Here is a 21,705-nt window from a genome sequence, read left to right as displayed (position 1 = left end):
AAGAAAAGGTACGGAATACCCTAAGAATAGGAATAGCGTGGAATTTTGCATGTGCATTCCTTACCCACACGCGAACATATGGAAGGATTAATCAACGTTATAGTAAATAGAGATAATTTAAACAAAGCTTTTGAGAAGGTGCGTAAAAATAAAGGTGCAGCCGGTGTCGATGCGAAAGATATAGAGGCAACCCGCCAATACTTAAAAGAGAACAATACTCAGATTATCGAAATGATTAAAATAGGTAAGTATAAACCGCAACCGGTTAGAAGAGTCGAAATTCCCAAACCAGATGGAGGGAAAAGACTTTTAGGAATTCCTACGGTCACAGACCGTGTCATTCAACAAGCGGTTGTACAAGTGTTAACCCCAATACTAGACCCAATGTTTAGTAATTATAGTTATGGGTTTCGCCCAAATAAAAGTGCTCATCAAGCTATTGAACAAGCAAGAAGTTACATTGAGGACGGTTATAAGTTTGTCGTAGACATAGACTTAGAGAAATTCTTCGATAGAGTTCAGCATGATAAGCTGATGTCACTCATGGCGAAATATATTTTATGTAAACCCACATTAAAGCTAATAAGAAGTTTCTTAAACGCTGGTACCATGATAGATGGAACTTTTATTTACTCTAAAGAAGGTACACCGCAAGGTGGACCCTTAAGTCCATTATTGAGTAACGTTATTCTTCATGAACTTGATAAAGAACTGGAGAAACGTAATCATAAATTCGTTCGTTACGCAGATGACTGCAACATCTATGTCAAAAGCGAAAAAGCAGGAGAACGAGTTAAAGAAGGCGTTACAGCATTTATCGAAAAGAAACTAAAATTAAAAGTGAATGAAGAGAAATCAGCAGTGGGAAAGCCGATAGCACGTGTATTTTTAGGTGTGAGCTTCTATAACGCCAGAGGTGTAATCAGGGTATACGTGCCAAAGAAATCCAAGAAGCGATTCGAAGAAAAGCTTAAGTATATTACAAATCGTAATTATTCAATTGATATGGAATCGCGCATTCAGAAAATCAACTACTTAATTCAAGGATGGGGAAACTATTTCAAAGTTGCCGACATACAGTCCTACGCAAAGGAAATAGATGGCCATATTCGAAGAAGATTAAGGGCATGTCGATGGAAAGAATGGAAAAGAACCATCTCAAAATATAGAAACCTCAAAAGATTAGGAATCAGCCATAATGATGCCTATAAAATGGCCAATACCCGCAAAGGGTACTGGCGCTCCTCGAACAATCCAATCGTCAATCGAGCATTAAACAATAAATATTGGTTAAAACTCAAGTTGAAGAACCTCGCTACAATCATAAATCCAACATAAAACTTTTGAACCGCCGTATACGGAACCGTACGTACGGTGGTGTGAGAGGTCGACTAGCCAATTAATGGCTAGTCTCCTACTCGATCGGTCTATTTAAGAAGTTTAGTCGGGCAAATCGCCAAAATTAGTATGTACGTCTAATAATTTTGCGGTGACGTGTAGAAGGCGCTTTTTTGCTTCATGGGCGATTGGTATATCCTCTAAATCAAATCCATGAATGCAGCCTCTATAAATATCCAGTTGAACTTCTATATGCGCTTCACGTAATTTATCAACAAACTCACAAACTTCCTCATAAAAAAGATCATGGGTACCTATAAAAGTATAGATTGGTGGAAGTCTTTCTACATTGGCATAAAAAGGTGAGGCATATGAGGGAACGGTTTTCATATTGCCTAAATATGCATTCCAACTGTATCTGTTTTTATCATCATTCCAAATAGCAGGTGAAGTAAACTGCTTATGAAACGATCGTTCTTTCGCATCAAGCATCGGATATAATGGCAAAATCGCTGCTATTTGCGGTCCTTTTTCATCTCGTGCCTTTAATGCTACAGCCAATGCTAAGTTACCCCCTGCACTGCCTCCGCTTACTATTATTTTGCCAGGATCTATATTTAGAGCGTTCGCATGTTTACTAATCCATGTTAAAGTTTCATAACCATCCTCCAGAGCAGCAGGATAAGGATGTTCTGGAGCAAGGCGATATTGTGGGATGAATACAACTGCTTGGAAACTATGGACAAATTCGATGACGTAAGGAATACTATCATCCGGATTGCCAAATACCATTCCACCACCATGAAACCAAACGAAACATGGCATATTTTGTAACGCTTGCTTCGGTTTTAAACAAATAACGCGTACATTATTAATCATCATTTCTTCCACTATGCAATTTTCTGTCCGGAAATATTGCTTGGAAAAATGGGTGAATGCTCGATTAGTTATGAGTTGATGAAATGTACGTGCATTTTTTAACTTACTATTAAAAATTTCAACCAGCTCAGGGTGCAGCCCATTCATACTGAGACAGCCTCCGATAACTTCCTTTGTTCGATTTTTTTAAAGGAACGAAGCGAAAACTTCATGATTAATAGACTAAGAACACTTCCGATAAATAGTGGTATTGCACCCGGCATAATATTAAAAACAAAATATATAAAAATAATACTTAACGCATTCAATACAACAGTAAAAGGCGAAGTAATAGTGAATAAAAACGCCTGTTTAATCATTGCAAAAAATGCTAAATCAAAATGTACATACACTGGAAAGAAGAAAAACAAAGTGCCAAAAATAATGAACGCAATAATAAAAGTTGGTATAAGTAGAATTGATAAAGATTCAAAAGTATAAATTGCATAAAAATCGATAGCTAAAATGAATAGAATGATATAACTAATGACTGCATAGCCATTTCCTTTAAGCCACTCATTTTTATAGACTTCCCAAAAAGTCTGCGTAATCGGCTTCTCAATATCCAGCAACAGTTGTCGTGTAATCGTAAATAAAGCAATCGTTGCCGGAAACAGTCCGAAAACAAAAAGTCCAATCGCAGAAAAAAATAACCATAAAAAGTTCAAGTATATTATTTTTAATAGTTTTACACCAAAACTATAAAAGCCGTCCCAAAATGACATGAAAATACCCCCTTAGCCTTATTATAAGATAAAAAGTCAGAAAAATCGTTCAATTTAAATTAAGGACTTTTAATGGACTTGAGTTAATTCGATTTTTTTTGTAGTCTGAGAAAAATAGCGAATTTGCTATTTTATACAAATGAGAAAGAAAAAGGGGGATGGGGTATGAGTATTTCAATTTTTAAAAAGTTCGGGCTATTATTTCTAGTATTGGTACTTTCTGCTGTAATGGTTGCTTGTGGTGATGATGAAACTAATTCAACTGATACTAACACGACTACCGATAATGGAAGCGCTAACAGTGAGACAGAGGAATCTACAGGATTATCTGGAGAAATCACAGTGTGGGCACATCCATATACAGACGGTACGACAGGTGAAGGTGACATGTGGAAGACTTTCGCAGCTGACTTTGAGAGTGAAACAGGGGTAAAAGTAAACTTCGAACAAATTCCATGGGCTAACCGTGACCAAAAAATCCTGACAGCTTTAGCAGCAGGTCAAGGTCCGGATGTATTCTATGTAATCCCTGACCAAATGCCTCAATATGCAGAGCAACAGTTAATTTTAGATATTTCACAATATGTGACAGATGAAGAATTAAGCGGATTTGTACCAACAGCGATCGAAGCAACAAGCTGGAAGGGTAAACAGTATGGTATGCCAATTCTTCAAACGGCTGAGTCTTTAGTTTATAATAAAGAAATTTTAGCTGAGTTGGGCGTTGATGAAAACAGCCTTCCAACAACTTGGGATGAATTTAAAGCTTTAGCAGAAAAAGCAAAAGCAGCGGGCTACTATGCATTCTCATATGCAGGTGGCGGTTCGTTAAATAACACACTTTATCCATTCTTATGGCAAGCTGGCGGTAACGTAATTGATGAGAGTAATAATATTTTAATTAACAAGCCGGAAGCAGTTAAGTCATTTGAATTAATTAATGAAATGTATACAAAAGGTTGGATCCCTCAAGATTCAATTACAGCACTTGATCATGACTCATTATACTTTGGCGGTAAGTTACTTGCAGTAAACGGTTCAGGTATTTCTGTTAACCGTCTATTAGCTGAGAAACCATTTGAATTTGTTATTGCACCGCCATTAAAAGATGCTGAGCAGTTAACTTACGGTACTGTTGGAATGTTCGTAGGTTCTGCAATTTCCAAAAATCCGGAAGCGGCAGCAGAGTTCATGAAATATGTAACAAACACTGAAAATCAACGTACGTTTAACAATATTACACAATATATCCCTACACGCGACGATGCAAAGGATATTTTTGATTCACAACCATACATGGCTCAATTAGCAGGCTACACTCAATATGCTAAGCCGGGTATTATCCATCCGGAAGGCCGTAACATTATGCCTTTAGTTCAAGCTGAAATTCAAGCAATGCTAGAAGGAAAACAATCTCCTCAAGAAGCTGCGGATAAGTCAGCTGAAGCGATTGATAAATTGATCAACAAATAGTTTAAAGGAGAGTTTGGTCTTAATGATCAAACTCTCTCATTACTTCAAGTACAGAAAGGGTGAGGCATGTGACCTCTACAACTTCTAAACAATCACTTAGTGCACGAATAAAGAGAGAATTAAATAAAAATTTATTAGTCTATATCGTGCTCATTCCAGTTCTCATTCACTTTATCATATTTCAAGTTTATCCATTTGCTCTTAGCTTCTATTTAACTTTTCATGATTGGAAAATAATTGGCGACCCTGAATTTGTGGGATTAAAGCATTGGAAAAATCTATTTGATGATGAAATCGCATGGAAAGCAATATGGAATACTGTTAAGTTTTCCGTCTACTATATACTGCCGACAATGGCGCTTGGCCTAGTTTTGGCACTGATTATTAATTCGGGTATTAAGTTTTCAGGCTTCTTTAAAGGGCTATTTTTCTTGCCGGTTGTTACATCATTCGTAATTATTGCAGGAATTTGGGGATGGTTATTCCGTGGGACAGAAGATGGCTTTATTAACTATTTAATCGGTTTTGTCGGCATTGACCCACAGCTGTTTTTATCTAGTTCATCACAGGCACTTCTTGTTTTGGCAGGATTAAGTATTTTTAAAGTAGCTGGTACTACGATGATTTATTACTATGCGGGCTTACAATCCATCGACCGTCAATTATATGAAGCAGCACGAATTGATGGTGCAAATTCATGGAAAATGTTCTGGAAAGTGACCTTTCCAATGTTAAAGCCGATACACTTTTACGTTGCGATTACAACAACGATTGGTTCGTTTCAAATTTTTGATTCAGCCTTCCTATTAACAAATGGTGGACCAAACTATTCAACGACTACAATTGTGTATTACCTATATCATCAAGGGTTTACAAGCCTAAATTTGAGCTATGCAGCAGTTTTATCGTATGTGTTGTTCTTTATTATTTTAATTATCTCGTTAATTCAACGTAAATACATTGGGAAAGACCCAAATTATTATTAAGCTGGTGCGGGGAGGAGCAAATAAATGAAAAAAGTAATCTCTTATACAGCATTGGCAATATTAGCAATCGTTTTTATTATGCCATTTATTATCATGGTGTTCGGATCGTTAAAAGAAGTAAAGCAAGCACAAATTGATCCACTGTTTTGGCTACCGACCAATCCATCAATTCAAAACTATATTACGATTTTTTCAAACGGCATTTTTTTACGATGGATTTGGAACTCTATCGTTATTACCGTAATTCCGGTTATGACTCAAATGCTTTTTGCAGCACTATTAGGTTATATATTTGCCAAAAAGCAATTTTGGGGAAAAGAAGCGATTTTTTGGACTTTTATGGCGGTTATCATGATTCCTCAACAGCTATTTATAATTCCCAAATATATTATGTTCGCTGATTTCGGTTGGATAAATACATATTGGGCATTAATTGTACCTGAATTATGGGCAATCATGGGGGTATTTTTAGTAAGGCAATTTCTACAAGGTATACCGAAGGATTTGGAGGAGGCAGCCTATATTGATGGGGCAAATGACTGGCAAATTTTCTTCAAAATTATTTTACCACTCTCATTTCCGGTTGTTGCGACAGTCGGTACCTTTGCCTTTATTTCAAACTGGAATGACTTATTCCAGCCATTGATTTATTTGACTAATGAGAAGATGTTCCCTGTTACAGTTGGTCTTGCCTCAATGCTCGGAAAAGAAGGCAACTTCGGTGTCGAAATGGCAGGGGCAACAATTTCATTTATACCGACGTTTTTAATATTTATCTTTTTCCAGCGTTATTTTACGGAAGGAATTACGATGTCAGGTATTAAGTAGGGGGCTGCCATGAAGATAGGAATTATTGGAACAGACTCATCTCATGCGATTGCCTTTAGTGAACGATTAATGAATAAAGGTCATGAAATATTTGCTTATCGAGGTGGATCTTCAATTGAATTAAGCAGTACAAGGATTGTAAGAATCTCGGGACAAATATGTGAAAACGGTATTCCATTTATCGATTCTTTACAAGAAATGATGCAGATTTGTGATGCGTTTATCATTACATCAGTTGATGCATCACAGCACTTTGAACAATTTGAAGAGTTGTCAGCTGCAAAAAAGCCTGTTTTCATAGATAAACCATTGGCACAAAATTATGAGCAGGCTTTGGCTATTATAGAACTTGCCAACAAACATGGGATTCCTATAATGAGTTGTTCAGCTTTACGGTTTGCAGAAGAAATCCAAATAGCCAAATCCCAGAGGTACATTAAGGCAGTGGATATAATAACCCCACTGCCAATGTTAGGTGATGTAGATTATTTCTACTATGGTATACATGCAGTCGAAATGATTAGTGCATTAAAGGGAATGGGGATCGAAGACATAGCTGTAACGTCCAATGAACAGCAACACTTTATCACACTTACATTTATGGATGGTACAGTGTCTACAATTCGTGGTTACTTACAAGGTCGTCAAAGTTTTCAATTTGTAACCCACACTCATCAACAGAGTGAATGGTTTGAAATTGGTGAAGGTAATTTTCAGTTTTACGATTACTTAATTGATGCAATTGAACAGTTTTTTAGATTACGGGAAAGTCCAATAAATCAGGTAGAGAGTTTGGAGACTATTAGAATATTGGAGCAGATGACTATGACGGCGTTCAAAAATCATTGATTTTTTATATCCTCCAAAAACTGAATATAATAGATGCGCCTAGGACGACCGCGATGGGCTACCTTTTCCTCACCAATAATATCAACTAATCCAGCATCCAACCATTTAAGTAAAATCCGGTTGGCGCTGCGCAGAGTAATATTTAGTGTTTGTGCAAGTTCGTCCGCAGTATAAACAAGTTTTTGGTGCTTCATTATACGACCCATTAATTTGGAAATATAAGAAGCAGACATCCCAGCTTTTTCAGCCCGTTCCAGTAAATTTAAGTCTGTAATTACTAGAGGGTACTGTTCGTAGTTAATGAAAACGGTTGTGTCTATTGGTCCAATGACACTATTATCTTCGCGCACAATATAGCAGAGATTTGGTCCATTTTCATTTGCCTGGTATAGTGCCTGTTTTGCATGACGACCGGAGTCATAGGCATTAATACCAAATCCAATTCCGATTGTGCAATTGATTTGCAGCTCTTCTTTAAATCGAGATAGTAATGGTAGATGTTTGTAGCCGAGTGTTTCACGTTCAAACTGTCCCCTAGTTGTAATAAAACTATATTGCAGTGGGTTCAGCATAATTAAATGACCATCCAACTGCTGTGTAAAATAGTGCAATATTTGTTCTACTTTGGATTGCACTTGATTAGTGATTGATTCAAATTGAATAATGCCATATACAATCTGGCTTTCTTTATTTTGTCGTCCTTTGGAGGCTAAAAGCACGCGTTCAAAAGCAACGATCATTTCTTGCTTTGTCGGGATTAAATAACGGCACTCTATATTACGTTCACATAAGGATGTATAGACAGAGGCAATGGTAGTAATAGGGAACGCACCTTGCTCAGCATGTTTTGTATGTGCATCCACTATTTCATCGATCGTTTCGCCTATTGAGTAAACAAAATCAATTTCTTGCTGTAATTGATGTGTAATCGATAATATGTCACTTTGCTGCATTAAGTCGAAACAATATTGCTTTTGTACATTTTGTAATTGATGGGTTAATAGTAATTCGTATAGACGAAGTGCTCTACTATTAATTTGATAAAGAGGCAGTGATGAGTCATAAATCTTTAGCTGCTGAAAAATATAAGGATCGGCGACGACCAGCATTTCATATTCATATATAAATCGCTGTAAATCGTTCGTCATTGAAAAATCATGAATTATAAAATAATGAGGTTGGATATTTGGAAATCCACGTAATGTTTCTTTTATAGTTTCCAACAAAATTTCAGGAACGATAATGCCTATTAAACTTTGTGAGGTATACGGTGTGTGATTATTCATTATGTCTAGGCCTCCAAAAATCCATAGTATAATAATTTTACAGAAATTTGTTAGAATATTCAAATTAAAAAGAGGTGATCTTATGCAAACGGTTCAACAATTGGAAGAATTTATGACAAAACCATCTGCAGCATTGGTAGAGGATATTAAAAAAATTGATGGGGATATACTGATTTTAGGAATAGCAGGAAAGATGGGCCCAACCTTAGCTAAAATGGCTAAGCGCGCGGCTGAAGAGGCCGGTATTGAGAAGCGAATTATCGGCGTCGCTAGATTCTCAAATAAAGAGATGAAAGAGGAGCTGGAAGCGGCAGGAATTGAAACGATTACTTGCGATTTATTGGATGAAGCGCAACTGGCTCAGCTACCGGAAATTCCTAATGTTATTTTCATGGCAGGCAATAAGTTTGGAACAGTAAATAATGAACACTTCACATGGGCAATGAATACATACGTACCAGGTCGTGTTGCAGATAAATATAAGGATTCTAATATTGTTGTATTTTCTTCCGGAAACATCTATCCGTTTACTCCTGTTGCAGCAGGCAACTGTGGAGAGGATGTGACGCCAGTGCCGGTTGGGGAATATGCAATGTCCACTTTGGGAAGAGAACGTATTTTCACGAACTTTTCCAACCGCTTCGAGACGAAAATGTTAATGTTCCGTCTAAATTATGCCATTGATTTAAGATACGGTGTTCTATTGGAAATTGCAAAATCGGTTTACAATAACGAGCCAGTCGATGTCACGATGGGTAGTGTCAATGTAATTTGGCAAGGAGACGCCAACGAATATGCCATCCGTTCACTACTGCATTGTGAATCTCCTGTAAAAATACTGAATGTTACAGGACCAGAAACATTATCTGTACGTTGGTTAGCAAAAGAATTTGCAGCACGCTTTAATAAGGAAGCTTTAATAATTGGTGTTGAGCAGGAGACAGCACTATTAAACACAGCTGCCCATGCCCATAAATTATTCGGCTATCCAAAAGTATCTATAGAGCAAATGCTAGACCTAGTTGCGAATTGGGTAAAATTAGATGGAACAACATTAAATAAACCAACGCATTTCCAAGAGAGAAAAGGGGCGTTTTAAATGAATGAGGCAGTAAGAAAAGCATTGTTTGATGGTGCCTTTATTCCAGCGCACCCATTAGCTTTAAACGAGGACAAATCATTAGATGAAGTAAGTCAGCGTGCTTTGACGAAATATTATATTGCAGCAGGTGTGGGCGGCTTGGCTGTAGGAGTGCATACCACACAATTTGAAATTCGCGATCCACAATTCAACTTATATGAGCGCGTACTTTCCTTAGCGATAGACGAGATAAATAAAGCGAATGTATCTGAATGTTTCATTAAAATAGGCGGTGTTTGTGGTCCTATAGAACAGGCTTTGAATGAAGCAGCTATATTAAAAAAACTTGGCTATGACTTAGCATTGTTAAGTATGGGAGGGTTGCAGGATCAGTCGGAAGAGCAACTATTGGAGCGAACGAGAGAAGTGGCCAAAATTATACCTGTAGTGGGCTTCTATTTACAACCATCAGTTGGAGGACGTTTATTGACGTATGATTTTTGGCGGGAACTAGCAAATATTGAAAATGTCTATGCAATTAAGATGGCACCTTTTAATCGTTATCAAACGCTCGATGTTGTTCGTGCAGTATGCAATAGTAGTCGTCGAAATGAGATCGCGCTCTATACAGGTAATGATGATAATATCATCGTCGATTTGTTAACAGAATACGAATTTAATATAAATGGAGAAAACGTTAAAAAACGAATTGTTGGTGGTCTATTAGGGCATTGGTCGGTATGGGCAAAAACAGCTGTCCAATATTTTGAAGATATAAAAGCAATTAGGGACAACGCACAAATAGATGCAAGCTGGTTATCTAAGGCAATAGAGGTGACAGATGCAAATGCAGCATTCTTTGATCCGGCACATGCCTTTAAAGGGAGCATTGCAGGGATTAATGAAGTATTAACTAGACAAGGTTTGCTGAAAGGTAATTGGTGTTTGGCAGATCATGAAGTGCTAAGTGAAGGGCAGGCTGAAGAAATTACGCGTGTTTATGAAATGTATCCGCATTTACACGATGATTCATTTATTAAACAAAATTTACCAGAGTGGAAATCAGGTGAGCAACGTGAAAGCTTTACAAGCACATAATGGGGTAGCAAAGTTGGTGGAAATACAATCACCCGAGCTTTTTGCAACAGGAGTTTTAGTTGAAACCATCTATACCGCTGTTTCTCCAGGAACGGAGCGACTATTAATTGAAGGAAGCAAGGATGGCGTTCGTCAACTCGGCTATAGCGCGGTTGGGAAAGTAAAGCAAATTGGCCAAAGTGTCAAAGGTATTCAAGTAGGGGATGTTGTTGCTTGCTACGGTGCACCTTATGTTGGGCATATGGAGCAACTTGTAGTTCCGGAAACATTGGTTGCTAAGTGCTCTGCAGATGTAGTACCGCAGCATGCAGCATTTGCGGCACACGGTACAATTGCTATACACGCAATACGACAAGGGCAGCTGCAATTTGGTGAATCGGTTGTAGTTATTGGATTAGGTGTACTTGGGCAAATGATTGCAAAAATTTGTGCAGCAGCAAGCTATGATGTGATTTGCTATGAGCCAAATGAAAAACGAGCAGAAATGTTAAAGCATACACCAGGTATCGAGGTTTTTTCTGATTTAATAAAGATGGAGCAACATATTACAACCTTTACAAACGGACATGGGGTTGATGCTGTACTCTTATGCGCGGGTGGTAAGCATTCCGAAACAACTTCACGTAGTCTTGAGTGGGTTCGAAAGCAGGGGAGGATTGTAATTGTTGGAGATGTCGAACCGCAATTCAACCGAGAACAATTGTTTATAAAAGAAGCAATAATAACGATTTCACGAGCTGGCGGACCAGGTCGTTATGATGCTCGCTATGAAAAAGAAGCAATGGACTACCCATATCATTATGTTCGTTGGACAGAAGGACGTAATTTAGCAGCGTATATTCGTTTACTGGAACGAAAGGCGATAGATGTTTCTGACTTTGTACAAATGCAAATCCCTTTTAAAAATTCAGCGGATGTATATAACATGTTGGAAAATAGTGAGGCATTAACAGCCATTATTGAATATTTAGGAGGGAATTAAAATGTTAAAGGTTGGTGTAATTGGCGGTGGCTCGATTTCGGAGTTTCATTTAAGACCTTACTTTGAGAATCCCAATGTAGAGATTATTGCAATCTGTGATACGAATGAAGTAAGACTGCATGGCTTAGGAAAAAAATATTTAGTAGAAAATTTATATACAGAAGTAGGCGAATTTCTAGCAAATGAACAAATTGATGCAGTGAGTATTTGCACATGGAATAATTCACATGCAGATATTGCCATACAGGCGCTTCAAAATAACAAGCATGTGCTGCTTGAAAAACCATTGAGTCTCAATCTAGAAGAGGCTTATGCAGTGGAAGCTGCAGTAAAAGAATCGAAAAAGATTCTACAAGTCGGCAATGTACGCCGCTTTGGAACGAATGTAGGAGTACTGAAAAAATTTATCGATGCAGGCGAACTCGGCGAAATATATTATGCAAAAGCTTCATGCCTGCGCCGCTTAGGAAATCCGGGTGGCTGGTTCAGTGATATATCAAAATCAGGTGGCGGACCTTTAATCGATTTAGGGACACATATGATTGATTTATGCTGGTATTTAATGGGTAAACCGAAGCCGGTGTCCGTATCAGGAAATACGTATAAGAAACTGGGGAATCGCTCCCATATCGAAAATTTATCCTTTTATAAGGCCGCTGACTATAATGCGGAGCACAATGACGTTGAAGATTTAGCTAATGGACTCATTCGCTTTGAAAATGGTGCCTCTCTATTTATTGATGTGAGTTTTACATTGCATGCCAAACAGGATGAAATATCAGTAAAGCTGTACGGTGAGAATGGCGGTGCGGAAGTAGAGCCGGAGTTGGCAATTATAAAGGAGCAACATGAAACGATTTTAAATATTACCCCACAAATTGATTTGCTAAGCTTTGATTTTGCTGGCTCTTTCGTAAATGAAATTAATCACTTTGTTGATTGCTGTATTAATAATGTGCAGCCAATTTCGCCAGTTAGGGATGGGGTTGAAGTAACGAAAATGTTGTTGGCAATTTATGAATCAGCAGCAACAAACCAAGAAATCAAATTGTAGGTGATAATAATGGTCAAGATAGTATTAGAGAAAGATCAGCAGCTACTAACACATTCTCCGCTGTATCGCTTTACAACCGAGAATAGTGAAGAACCAAATGTCGTAACAATTTTGCAGCAGCCTTCAGCAGAAGCATATCAACCGTTCTCAATATCGGAAAAACAAGGTAACATCTATTTTGATTTATGGTCTTATTCATTTGCCATTCAACTAAAGCAAGTACTGCAAGCGCACGATACTATAAAAGGTGTACTACGATTGCGGAGAACGACTAATAATTTCTCATATATAAAAGAAGATATCCTTGCCTTGTCAGAATGGTTTGGGGATGTTCGAAATGTGACAGTTCGTTCTAATAAAGGCGGCGAAATGCATTATACAATCGTTCTATGTGAATTTGGGGATTCCATTATGGCTCATTTGGAATATCAATCAGGTAGGGACCGTATTGAATTTGAGTGGAGCAGTCATCTGCATATTGTAGAGTTTGATAGTTTGCAAATGAGTAGTGACAAGGATAATAATCGAAACCTCTTTAAAAATATTGATGCAGTTGTTCAGTTTGCTATCCATTGGAATGAATCGTACGAAGAAAAGCTTAGTACTATACAACAATTCCTACAAAGAGGTGAAAAATAATGAACATTGGCATTATGAGTTTTGCGCATATCCATGCAACGAGCTATGCATCGGCAATTCAACGTATTCCAGATACGAAGTTAACGGCTATTTTTGATACGGATATAAAAAGAGGTGAAGAAGCAAGTAAGCAATATGAAGTTCCTTTTTTTGACGATATGGAATTATTTTTGGCAGAAAATCTAGATGTAGTTCTTATTTGCAGTGAAAATGTGCTTCATAAAGAGATGGTAATTGCTGCTGCAAAGGCAAAAAAGCATATTTTATGCGAGAAACCAATTGCTACGAATGTTGAAGATGCAAAAGAGATGATCAAGGCTTGCGAGGAAAACGGTGTGCATCTTTCAATAGCCTATCCAGTTCGTTACAGTGCACCGATCCGTGATTTAAAAGCTGCTATTGAAGCTGGTGAGCTTGGCGAAATTATAGCAATAAGGTCTACTAACAGAGGGCAAAATCCTGGTGGTTGGTTTGTAGATGAGAAGTTGGCAGGCGGTGGTGCAGTACTGGATCATACTGTGCATATGGTTGATATTATGCGCTGGTATATGAATTGTGAAGCAAAAGAAATAACGGCATTTGCGAACAACTATTTTACCGAGCTTAAAACAGATGATGCAGGGATTATGACGATTGTATTCGATAATGGTGTGATCGCTTCACATGATGCTAGCTGGTCAAGGTTCCCGGAATTTCCGACATGGGGTGACGTGATGATTGAAATCATCGGTACGAAAGCAACACGTAAAGTGGATGTGTTTAATGAGAAGCTCCAACTTTATGGGAAGGGCAATAAGTCACTTACACATTTGTATAGCGGAAATGATACTGATTTTGATTTGATAGTAGATTTCCTAAAAGCAATTAGGCATGGAGAAAAGCCACTTATCTCCGGTTATGATGGCTTGAAATCGCTAGAAATCGCATTAGCTGCATATGAATCCAATAATAGAAAGCAAGCTGTAATACTATAAAAACCTCAAAGGATACTCGCACTGGGTATCCTTTTCGTTCAACCAATAAGTAATTGATGAAGGGATCGATGCAAATGAATCAGCAACTGACGTATAAAAATGAAATTGAACAATTTGCATTTGAGGAACTAAAGCGCTTTTATACAGGTGAAACTCCGGTTAATTTTGAATACTTTGATATACCGAAAAATGGGATTGAATTTGAAATTACTCAGACTAAGGAAAGTTATGTTATTCGTGGGAATACCCCCCGCTCCTTATTGTACGGAGTGTATAAATTTATCGAAAAAGTAGAAGGCATTGTATTTTTTGATTTACATCAACCCAAAAAAATAGTTGCCGAAGGGATTTCAAGTACTTATGAAGGGACTCCGAAGTTTGCTCGCCGAGGAAATGTATTCGAAACAATTGATGATATCCCGTTTTTAAAAAGTATGCTGGATGTGGGGACTAAAAATGGTTTAAATGAAGCCTTCTTTACATTTTTCCTATGGGATGAGGTTAAGGAAGCGTTATTGCCTGAAATAAAAAAGCGCGGTATTGATGTCACATTGGGCGGGCACAGTTTACGCTATCTAGTAGCAAAGGCTAATGGTGTTACTGTATCAAGTAAGTCAGCGGCAGATGGAGCGGTAAATGATTTAATTGGTGAGGAAACGGAATTTACAGCAGCCAATGCGCTTAAAAACCATGACTTTTTACAAGATGAAAAAGCACAGCAGGCAGTTATACAAATTATTGTGTCTTATTGCAAGACTGAGCCTGTTATACGAAGGATTTCATTATGGCCGGAAGATGTAGGGGCAAAAGGTGAAGAGGCAAAACTATTTTTAACACAATATATCGCATTTACTGAAAAACTTCAGCAAGCTTTAGCAACGGCAAATCTACAAGTAGAAGTAGAGCATATTGTCTATAATGCCGGTCTAAGCTGGGAAATGCTTGAGCGAAAAGAGCATCAGGTAAGTTCTGCAAATGTTCTATATGCGTATTGGGGACGTAATTATGCACAAAGCTTTAAGTCACAGCGAGATCAGCGTGCATGGGATAGCCTACTGGACTGGCGGAAGGCAACAGACAAACAAGTTACCATTTTTGAATATTACAGTGATCATTTTATGTTAAGTGAGCTCTTCCCATTATTATTTAACCGAATAAAAACAGATACAGAGCGTTATAAGGAAATTGGCTGTGAAGGAATGGTCAATTTAGTCGTTCCACTGCATAAAGTAGCAAAGGCACAACCACATATGGAGGAGTATGATTACCAACAGTATCAGCAATTGAATAATATCGTATTTGCACGTTCTCTATGGGAAGGGGTAGAAACAGTTCCTCATTTGCTGTCTTCATCAATGCAGGAGCTTGCCGCGAAAATTGAAGCGCTTTTTTCCCAAAATAGTCAGTATAATGCCAGTTTCTTTCCTAATCGAGTCGTTGAGGCAAAAAATCCAAACTCGAAAACTGAAGTATTGGATTTACTGAACGCAATGGAACAATTGCTGCAACAGGAACAAATTGAAGAACCGCTTCAAAAATATGTTGAAGCATTACAGCAAGTGGTAAATGCTACAAAGTTACGTTGGGAGGCTTTATAAATGTGGGAATCGGTTTACTATTACCGCAAAAAAGAAAAGAGAGAACAACACTTTAAGCAGGATGTGCTAATATACGGTGCTACACCAGCCGGGATAACAGCAGCAATCACATTAAGAAAGAACGGGTATAGTGTGCGTATTGCCGAATGCAGCCGCTTTATTGGGGGTATTACGACAAGCGGATTAGGGGCAACTGATTTAGGAGCGGAACAGGCAATTGGTGGTTTAGCAAAGCAATTTTATAATGAGATAGCCAACTATTATGGGATGGATAAATGTGTACGTTTTGAACCGCATGTAGCAGAGCATATTTTTAGTACATGGCTACAAGAGCAGGAGATTGATGTTCAAACAGAACAATTTATTGAGTCGGCTGTATTGGAAAATCAAAGTATTCAGCAAGTCCGAATGACAGATGGAACTACCTATGAAGCAAAGCAGTTTATTGATGCAAGCTATGAAGGGGATTTGTTGGCACACGCAGGTGTTGAATACATTGTCGGAAGAGAAGCAGGCACAGTGTATAAGGAAATTTACAATGGTGTTCAATTTGGTACACAACACCATAAGTTTGAAAGCTTTATTGATCCATACAAAGAAGAGGGGAATCCATCAAGCGGACTACTCTACGGGATTTCAGAAGAAAATGTGACAGAGCATAATGGGTCAGGCGATCATCGCATTCAAGCTTATAATTTCAGAATTTGTTTAACGAAGGATCAAAAAGTAGCTTTCCCAAAACCTAATGGATATGAGCGCGATCATTATGCACTACTGTTACGCTATATAAAGGCAGGACATTGGGATGCAATGAAGTTACATACACCTTTGATGAATGGAAAGACGGATTTAAACAATCACGGGGCATTTTCAACGGATTTTATCGGAATGAATTATGCATTTCCCGATGCAAATTATGAAACAAGGGAAGAGCTGTATCAGAAACATGTCACATATGTAGCGGGGTTACTGTACTTCCTGGCGAATGATGAAGAGGTGCCGTCTGTTATTCAAGAAGAAGTAAGGCAGTGGGGATTGGCAGCAGATGAATTCCCCGATACAGGCAACTGGCCGCGGCAACTTTATATTCGTGAAGCACGGCGAATGATAGGCGAATATGTAATGACTGAACACCATGCGTTACAGCGTGAAATTTGCGAACAACCAATTGCAGTAGCGTCATTTCATATGGATTCACACCATTGTCGACGCGTCGTTGTTAATGGTCGTGTAATGAATGAAGGGGACATACAAGTACCGGTAAAGCCGTTTATGATTGATTTACGAGCACTTTTACCGAAAAAAGAACACTGTACTAACTTAGTTGTTCCAGTATGCCTTAGTGCTTCTCATATTGCGTATGGTTCGATTCGTATGGAACCGATATTTATGATGCTCGGGCAAGTGGCAGGTACTGCAGTAGCTACTGCAATACGAGAAAGTAAGCCGGTACAGGACATTTCGTATGAACATTTAAAACAACAGCTAATTGAGCAAGGCCACATTGTGGAATGGGACGAAAGCTTTGTTGACGACCCACTGCGTCGAATGGAAGAAACATTTGGGGGGAAGTAAAATGCTAAAGCCAGTAACACAGGAATTTCACGAGGATATTATAAATTTATGGAATATGTGCTTACCTGATTTTAAGCTGACAGATCGACTGCTTGAACAAAATACATGGCAATCTCCGTATGTTTTACAGGAAGGAAGCGCAATAAAGAAACTGGATGGAAAAATTGTTGGTGTAGTCATTGCAAAAATGTGGCATGAAACACATGGGATTGCTTTAAATAAGGAACATGGTTGGATTCAAATGTTGCTCGTGCATCCAGACTACCGTCAGCAGAAAATTGGAACAGAGCTTTACAAATTTGCAGAACAAGCACTTTTGAAAAACGGTGTAAAAAAAGTACAAATCGGTGGGGATTTAGGACATCTATTATGCGGAGTCCCACTTGCACAGCAGGCAGGTGTGGCGTTTGCAGAAATGTTTGGCTTTAAACAAGTTGTTGAAAGTGTAGATTTCACAAAGTCAATTACTAAACCACTATCCCCTCCGCAAAAAGATAATGTCGAATTTGTACTATTAGAGAAGGATGAGCAACAGCAGTTATTAGAATTCATGGCACAATCGTTTCCGGGGAGATGGACATTTGAAGCACATGATTATTTTGTCCAGGGAGGTACTGGCAGAGATTATGTCGTTGTGAAATGGGAAGGTAAGATCGTTGGCTTCTGTCGTATAAATGACGAATATAGTGCCTGGAAGGGACCGAACTATAACTGGGCAGAGCAGTTTGACCAATTAGGTGGTATTGGTCCATTAGGCGTAAATGAGGATTACAGAAAGTATGGACTAGGAAGAGCTGTAATCGAAGCAGCAGAATTTTATTTACAACAGCGCGGTAAAAAGACATTATTTATTGACTGGACAGATTTAATCGCCTTTTATGAAAAACTAGGCTATACCGTTTGGAAAAACTATGGAATTTTTGTAAAGCAGGTGGGTTGAATGTGGATTTTAAGTGCTGATATCGGTGGAACAAAATTAGCACTTGCTTTATCAAAGCAAGAACAGCCTGAGTACTTAATAAAGCAACTGGAAGTGAAAAGTCCTCAGCAATCCGATACTTTATTTGAAGCTATGATCTCAGGTTTTAATAAGCTATTGGAAGGGGAAGAGGGCGACGTTGTCAAAGTTGCAGTTGGATTACCAGGAATATTAGATTTAAAGCAGGGACTTGTAGTACATCAGCAAAATTTACCTTGGCGTAACTTTCCGCTTGTTCAAAAACTTCAAGAGGCGTATCCACAAGCGCAAGTTTTTATGGAAACAGACATGATGACTGCAGCTAACGGTGAATATAAAATTCGCGGTTTTGAAAAAGAAACATTTATTTACGTAACAGTGAGTACAGGAATTGCCTGCTGTATGATACATGATGGACAATTTATGAGAGGTGCGGGAGTTCCAGGCGAAATCGGCTTTTCGCTATCAAGCTCGGGGGACTTTTTTGAAGATGTATGTGCTGGACCAGGATTATTGAAGATTTTACAGCGTCATACTAAAGAAGAAGGGACATTGTCGGAATTTTTTGTCCGTTATTACAAGCAGGATGAACTTATTGTGCCACTAATTCACGAATGGCAACGGGAAATTGCCCAAAAGATTCATAGTTTCATCCTTTTAGTAGATCCCCATGTCATTGTACTCGGCGGCGGTATTATGAATCATCATCCGCAAATTGTGGAGGAAATTTCTCATTTGGTCGATCAGTACTTTAGTTTGCCGTTTTTTGAACATAAAAAGGGTAGGGTAGAAGCCAGTTTAAATAAAGGCAATGCGGGATTGATTGGTGCAGCATTGCTTTAAACTATAGAAGAAGCATTCAGAAAATCCGAATGCTTCTTTTTGGTGATGCTGTTATTTAACGAATACGCATTTCTGTCGCTGGGTCGAAGAAGTGGGCTTTTGCCAAGTTGAAGTTAAGTGGAAGCTCCTGCCCCATAGCAACATCCGCATCTGCATGAATTTTACCGACAAATTGCTGATCGGCGATTGTTGCATAAACAATCATTTCCGCACCGGTTAATTCACTAACTTGTACTTTAGTTGTTACAAGGGTACTTGAATCCTGTTTATTGCCATCGTTAATATCCTCTGGTCGAATACCGAGTATAATTTCGCGGTTTACATAGTTTTGCTCTTTCAGTATTTTCAGCTTTTCGTCCGGAATTCGGACTTTCTCATTAGCGATTTCGAAGTAGTCGCCTACTACATTACCACGGAGGAAGTTCATAGCTGGAGAGCCAATAAATCCACCGACAAATACGTTTTCAGGTGTATCATATACTTCACGCGGAGTACCGATTTGCTGAATGACGCCATCCTTCATGACAACAATACGTGAGGCCATCGTCATCGCTTCTGTCTGGTCATGGGTTACATATATTGTTGTTGTGTTTAAACGGTAGTGGAGTTTCGTAATTTCAGAACGCATTTGAACACGTAGTTTTGCATCGAGATTCGACAATGGCTCGTCCATTAAAAACAGCTTCGCATCACGAACAATGGCACGTCCTAATGCAACACGCTGTCGTTGACCACCCGAAAGAGATTTTGGCTTTTTATCCAATAAGTCAGATAACCCTAAAATAGCAGCAGCTTCGCGTACTTTAACATCGATTTGCTCTTTTGAAAATTTACGCAGCTTTAAGCCGAACGCCATATTGTCGTATACATTCATATGGGGGTATAGCGCATAGTTTTGGAAAACCATCGCAATATCACGATCTTTCGGTTCTACCTCATTGACTCGTTTGCCGTCTATACGTAACTCACCATCTGATATGGATTCAAGACCAGCAACCATACGCAATGTTGTAGATTTCCCGCATCCTGATGGACCGACAAGAACAAGAAATTCACCCGGCTCAACCTTTAAATGAAAATTTTCAACGGCAACATAGCCATCCGGATAACGCTTTACAAGATGATCAAAATCTAACATAAAAAACCAGTCCCCCTTTTTTCATATTATAAAAGATTAAAAGGGGACTGCCTTTGTGCAATGTGCTTAATGTTTTCAGGAATATTTCGTCAATTTATGCAACTGTGCCGCTAAATAGGCTAATAGCAAGTCTTCATTGCGCCTTAAATCCAAAGCAGTTTCCTCCGAATAACGCTGTACTCGATATAATAATGTATTGCGGTGGATATGTAATTCTTTAGCAGCCGAGGACATGTTTCCATTATGGATAAATAATGTTGTAATTGTAGTAATCATTTCTTCGTGCAAATTATTGTGCAATGTATGCTTTAAATATTGCTGTATCGACATGTTCAGATGAATTGGTAGCAAGCTTTGGAAGCTTTCCGTAAATGTATAAATCGTTTGGTATTGCAGACTTTGAATGGATTGGAACATTGTTTGTTCCGATTTAAATGATGTATGAAGCATTTCGGAAACCGGAAGTATTTGCCCGATAAAAAGTTGTCCATGCAAATAAAAATCATTTTCCAATATTGCTAGAAATCCTTCTAGTTCTTCCAAAGAATAATCTTTAAATAAAATAATCCAAAATGTATCAGAAGAAACTTCAAGTAAATAAGCATCGTGCATAAAGTACAACTCAACCACATCTCTTAATTGATGCGCATCTTTCTTTGCATGATATTGTAAAATGCGAACGGAAGAATAGGGGGTCTCCTTAGGAACTATTCCTTGCATCAATAAAAGTAGCCAAGGGTCAACTTGCTCAGTACATTCAGTGTAAAAATGTTTTAGGAATAGGGAATCTCGTACTGTTATTTCACTTTTAGCGATTTCATACCAACATGTATTCGTAGCATCATAAAAGATTGACGTTGCAAAATTTTTTTGTTGTTCCGGATATATGTGATGTATTTTTAGGGAAGGAAATAGTTGTGCAAGTTGCATAGTAAAGCCTCCTTTTATACAAAATTAAGCATAGAAAAAGCGAATTTAGTAGAGAATATAACTAAATACGCTTATATTGTATCACTTTATCATCAATAATTATCGAATCGTTACCGCGGTACCTGTAGCGACACACATCATCATGCCTTCACGCAGTGTTTCAAAATCAAGATCTACAGCTATGATAGCATTAGCACCCATACTACGTGCACGATCCGTCATTTCTTGAATGGCAATTTTACGACCTTCCGCCAATTTGTCTTCATAAGAGGCACTACGACCACCAACGATATCTGTAACAGATGCGAAAATATCCCGTACAATGTTTGCCCCCATAATTGCTTCACCTGATACAATGCCATGATAAGTTTCAATAGTTTTACCTTCGATTGTGTTTGTTGTAACGACTAACATAAAAAGCACTCCTTTAAT

Annotated in this window: 21 protein-coding genes; 15 read left to right on the top strand and 6 right to left on the bottom strand. The window is 38.3% G+C overall.

Annotated features, from left to right (window positions below):
• Window positions 1-78: 78 nt before the first annotated feature.
• A complete protein-coding gene (ltrA, locus tag NYE67_RS18320) occupies window positions 79-1,338 on the top strand; it encodes a group II intron reverse transcriptase/maturase (protein WP_340729179.1) in 1,260 nt (419 codons plus the stop codon).
• Window positions 1,339-1,440: 102 nt separating this feature from the next.
• Here ltrA and NYE67_RS18315 read toward each other — a convergent pair whose 3' ends face one another.
• Together NYE67_RS18315 and NYE67_RS18310 are read right to left on the bottom strand one after the other, a co-directional pair.
• Window positions 1,441-2,364, bottom strand: a complete 924-nt coding sequence (locus NYE67_RS18315) for an alpha/beta hydrolase (protein ID WP_340730746.1) — start codon at window positions 2,362-2,364, stop codon at window positions 1,441-1,443.
• Window positions 2,361-2,981 carry a YesL family protein gene (locus tag NYE67_RS18310; protein WP_340726312.1) on the bottom strand — a complete coding sequence of 207 codons (621 nt, stop codon included), beginning with the start codon at window positions 2,979-2,981 and terminating at the stop codon, window positions 2,361-2,363. Before NYE67_RS18310 ends, NYE67_RS18315 begins: the two co-directional genes overlap by 4 nt.
• A gap of 165 nt (window positions 2,982-3,146) precedes the next feature.
• On the opposite strand from NYE67_RS18310, the gene NYE67_RS18305 reads away from it, so the two are divergent.
• From NYE67_RS18305 to NYE67_RS18290, 4 genes are all read left to right on the top strand, one after another.
• The gene (locus NYE67_RS18305; RefSeq protein ID WP_340726311.1) at window positions 3,147-4,454 is read left to right on the top strand and encodes a sugar ABC transporter substrate-binding protein; all 1,308 of its coding nucleotides are present in this window, start codon (window positions 3,147-3,149) and stop codon (window positions 4,452-4,454) included.
• 68 nt (window positions 4,455-4,522) lie between these two features.
• Window positions 4,523-5,440, top strand: a complete 918-nt coding sequence (locus NYE67_RS18300; RefSeq protein WP_340726310.1) for a carbohydrate ABC transporter permease — start codon at window positions 4,523-4,525, stop codon at window positions 5,438-5,440.
• Window positions 5,441-5,464: 24 nt separating this feature from the next.
• Window positions 5,465-6,268, top strand: a complete 804-nt coding sequence (locus tag NYE67_RS18295; protein WP_340726309.1) for a carbohydrate ABC transporter permease — start codon at window positions 5,465-5,467, stop codon at window positions 6,266-6,268.
• 9 nt (window positions 6,269-6,277) lie between these two features.
• On the top strand, window positions 6,278-7,117 hold the full coding sequence (locus NYE67_RS18290) for a Gfo/Idh/MocA family protein (RefSeq protein ID WP_340726308.1): 840 nt from the start codon (window positions 6,278-6,280) through the stop codon (window positions 7,115-7,117).
• Here the strand turns inward: NYE67_RS18290 and NYE67_RS18285 are convergent.
• Entirely contained in the window at window positions 7,111-8,403 is a 1,293-nt protein-coding gene (locus tag NYE67_RS18285) for a transcriptional regulator (protein WP_340726307.1), read from the bottom strand. The genes NYE67_RS18290 and NYE67_RS18285 overlap by 7 nt on opposite strands.
• 82 nt (window positions 8,404-8,485) lie before the next feature.
• Here NYE67_RS18285 and NYE67_RS18280 point away from each other — a divergent pair, with 82 nt between their 5' ends.
• The 10 genes from NYE67_RS18280 (at window position 8,486) to NYE67_RS18235 (ending at window position 19,205) form a co-directional block, all read left to right on the top strand.
• The gene (locus NYE67_RS18280) at window positions 8,486-9,502 is read left to right on the top strand and encodes an NAD-dependent epimerase/dehydratase family protein (RefSeq protein ID WP_340726306.1); all 1,017 of its coding nucleotides are present in this window, start codon (window positions 8,486-8,488) and stop codon (window positions 9,500-9,502) included.
• Window positions 9,503-10,582 carry a dihydrodipicolinate synthase family protein gene (locus NYE67_RS18275; RefSeq protein ID WP_340726305.1) on the top strand — a complete coding sequence of 360 codons (1,080 nt, stop codon included), beginning with the start codon at window positions 9,503-9,505 and terminating at the stop codon, window positions 10,580-10,582.
• Window positions 10,560-11,564, top strand: coding sequence for a zinc-dependent alcohol dehydrogenase (locus NYE67_RS18270; RefSeq protein ID WP_340726304.1), 1,005 nt, complete (start codon window positions 10,560-10,562; stop codon window positions 11,562-11,564). The genes NYE67_RS18275 and NYE67_RS18270 overlap by 23 nt, the downstream gene beginning before the upstream one ends.
• 1 nt (window position 11,565) lies before the next feature.
• On the top strand, window positions 11,566-12,618 hold the full coding sequence (locus NYE67_RS18265) for a Gfo/Idh/MocA family protein (protein ID WP_340726303.1): 1,053 nt from the start codon (window positions 11,566-11,568) through the stop codon (window positions 12,616-12,618).
• A 9-nt stretch (window positions 12,619-12,627) separates the two neighbouring features.
• Window positions 12,628-13,257 carry a peptide ABC transporter substrate-binding protein gene (locus NYE67_RS18260; protein WP_340730745.1) on the top strand — a complete coding sequence of 210 codons (630 nt, stop codon included), beginning with the start codon at window positions 12,628-12,630 and terminating at the stop codon, window positions 13,255-13,257.
• Complete coding sequence (locus tag NYE67_RS18255) at window positions 13,257-14,231, top strand: Gfo/Idh/MocA family protein (RefSeq protein ID WP_340726301.1); 975 nt, start codon at window positions 13,257-13,259, stop codon at window positions 14,229-14,231. Before NYE67_RS18260 ends, NYE67_RS18255 begins: the two co-directional genes overlap by 1 nt.
• Before the next feature lie 74 nt (window positions 14,232-14,305).
• Window positions 14,306-15,829: a hypothetical protein gene (locus tag NYE67_RS18250; protein ID WP_340726300.1), complete on the top strand. Its 1,524-nt coding sequence runs from the start codon at window positions 14,306-14,308 to the stop codon at window positions 15,827-15,829.
• Entirely contained in the window at window positions 15,830-17,404 is a 1,575-nt protein-coding gene (locus tag NYE67_RS18245; RefSeq protein ID WP_340726299.1) for an FAD-dependent oxidoreductase, read from the top strand.
• A 1-nt stretch (window position 17,405) separates the two neighbouring features.
• On the top strand, window positions 17,406-18,344 hold the full coding sequence (locus NYE67_RS18240; RefSeq protein WP_340726298.1) for a GNAT family N-acetyltransferase: 939 nt from the start codon (window positions 17,406-17,408) through the stop codon (window positions 18,342-18,344).
• Window positions 18,345-19,205 (top strand): ROK family protein, encoded by an 861-nt coding sequence (locus NYE67_RS18235; RefSeq protein WP_340726297.1) that lies wholly within the window; start codon window positions 18,345-18,347, stop codon window positions 19,203-19,205.
• A gap of 55 nt (window positions 19,206-19,260) precedes the next feature.
• Here the strand turns inward: NYE67_RS18235 and NYE67_RS18230 are convergent, their stop codons facing one another.
• The 3 genes from NYE67_RS18230 to NYE67_RS18220 form a co-directional block, all read right to left on the bottom strand.
• Window positions 19,261-20,343, bottom strand: coding sequence for an ABC transporter ATP-binding protein (locus NYE67_RS18230; RefSeq protein WP_340726296.1), 1,083 nt, complete (start codon window positions 20,341-20,343; stop codon window positions 19,261-19,263).
• 75 nt (window positions 20,344-20,418) lie between these two features.
• Window positions 20,419-21,273, bottom strand: a complete 855-nt coding sequence (locus NYE67_RS18225; RefSeq protein ID WP_340726295.1) for a PucR family transcriptional regulator — start codon at window positions 21,271-21,273, stop codon at window positions 20,419-20,421.
• Window positions 21,274-21,372: 99 nt separating this feature from the next.
• Window positions 21,373-21,687 carry a YbjQ family protein gene (locus tag NYE67_RS18220; protein WP_340726294.1) on the bottom strand — a complete coding sequence of 105 codons (315 nt, stop codon included), beginning with the start codon at window positions 21,685-21,687 and terminating at the stop codon, window positions 21,373-21,375.
• Window positions 21,688-21,705: the final 18 nt, after the last annotated feature.

The sequence above is a fragment of the Solibacillus sp. FSL W8-0474 genome (assembly GCF_038004065.1).
Classification (GTDB): domain Bacteria; phylum Bacillota; class Bacilli; order Bacillales_A; family Planococcaceae; genus Solibacillus; species Solibacillus faecavium.
Note: the sequence above shows the minus strand (reverse complement) of the source record. Positions and strands in the feature narration are given on the sequence as shown.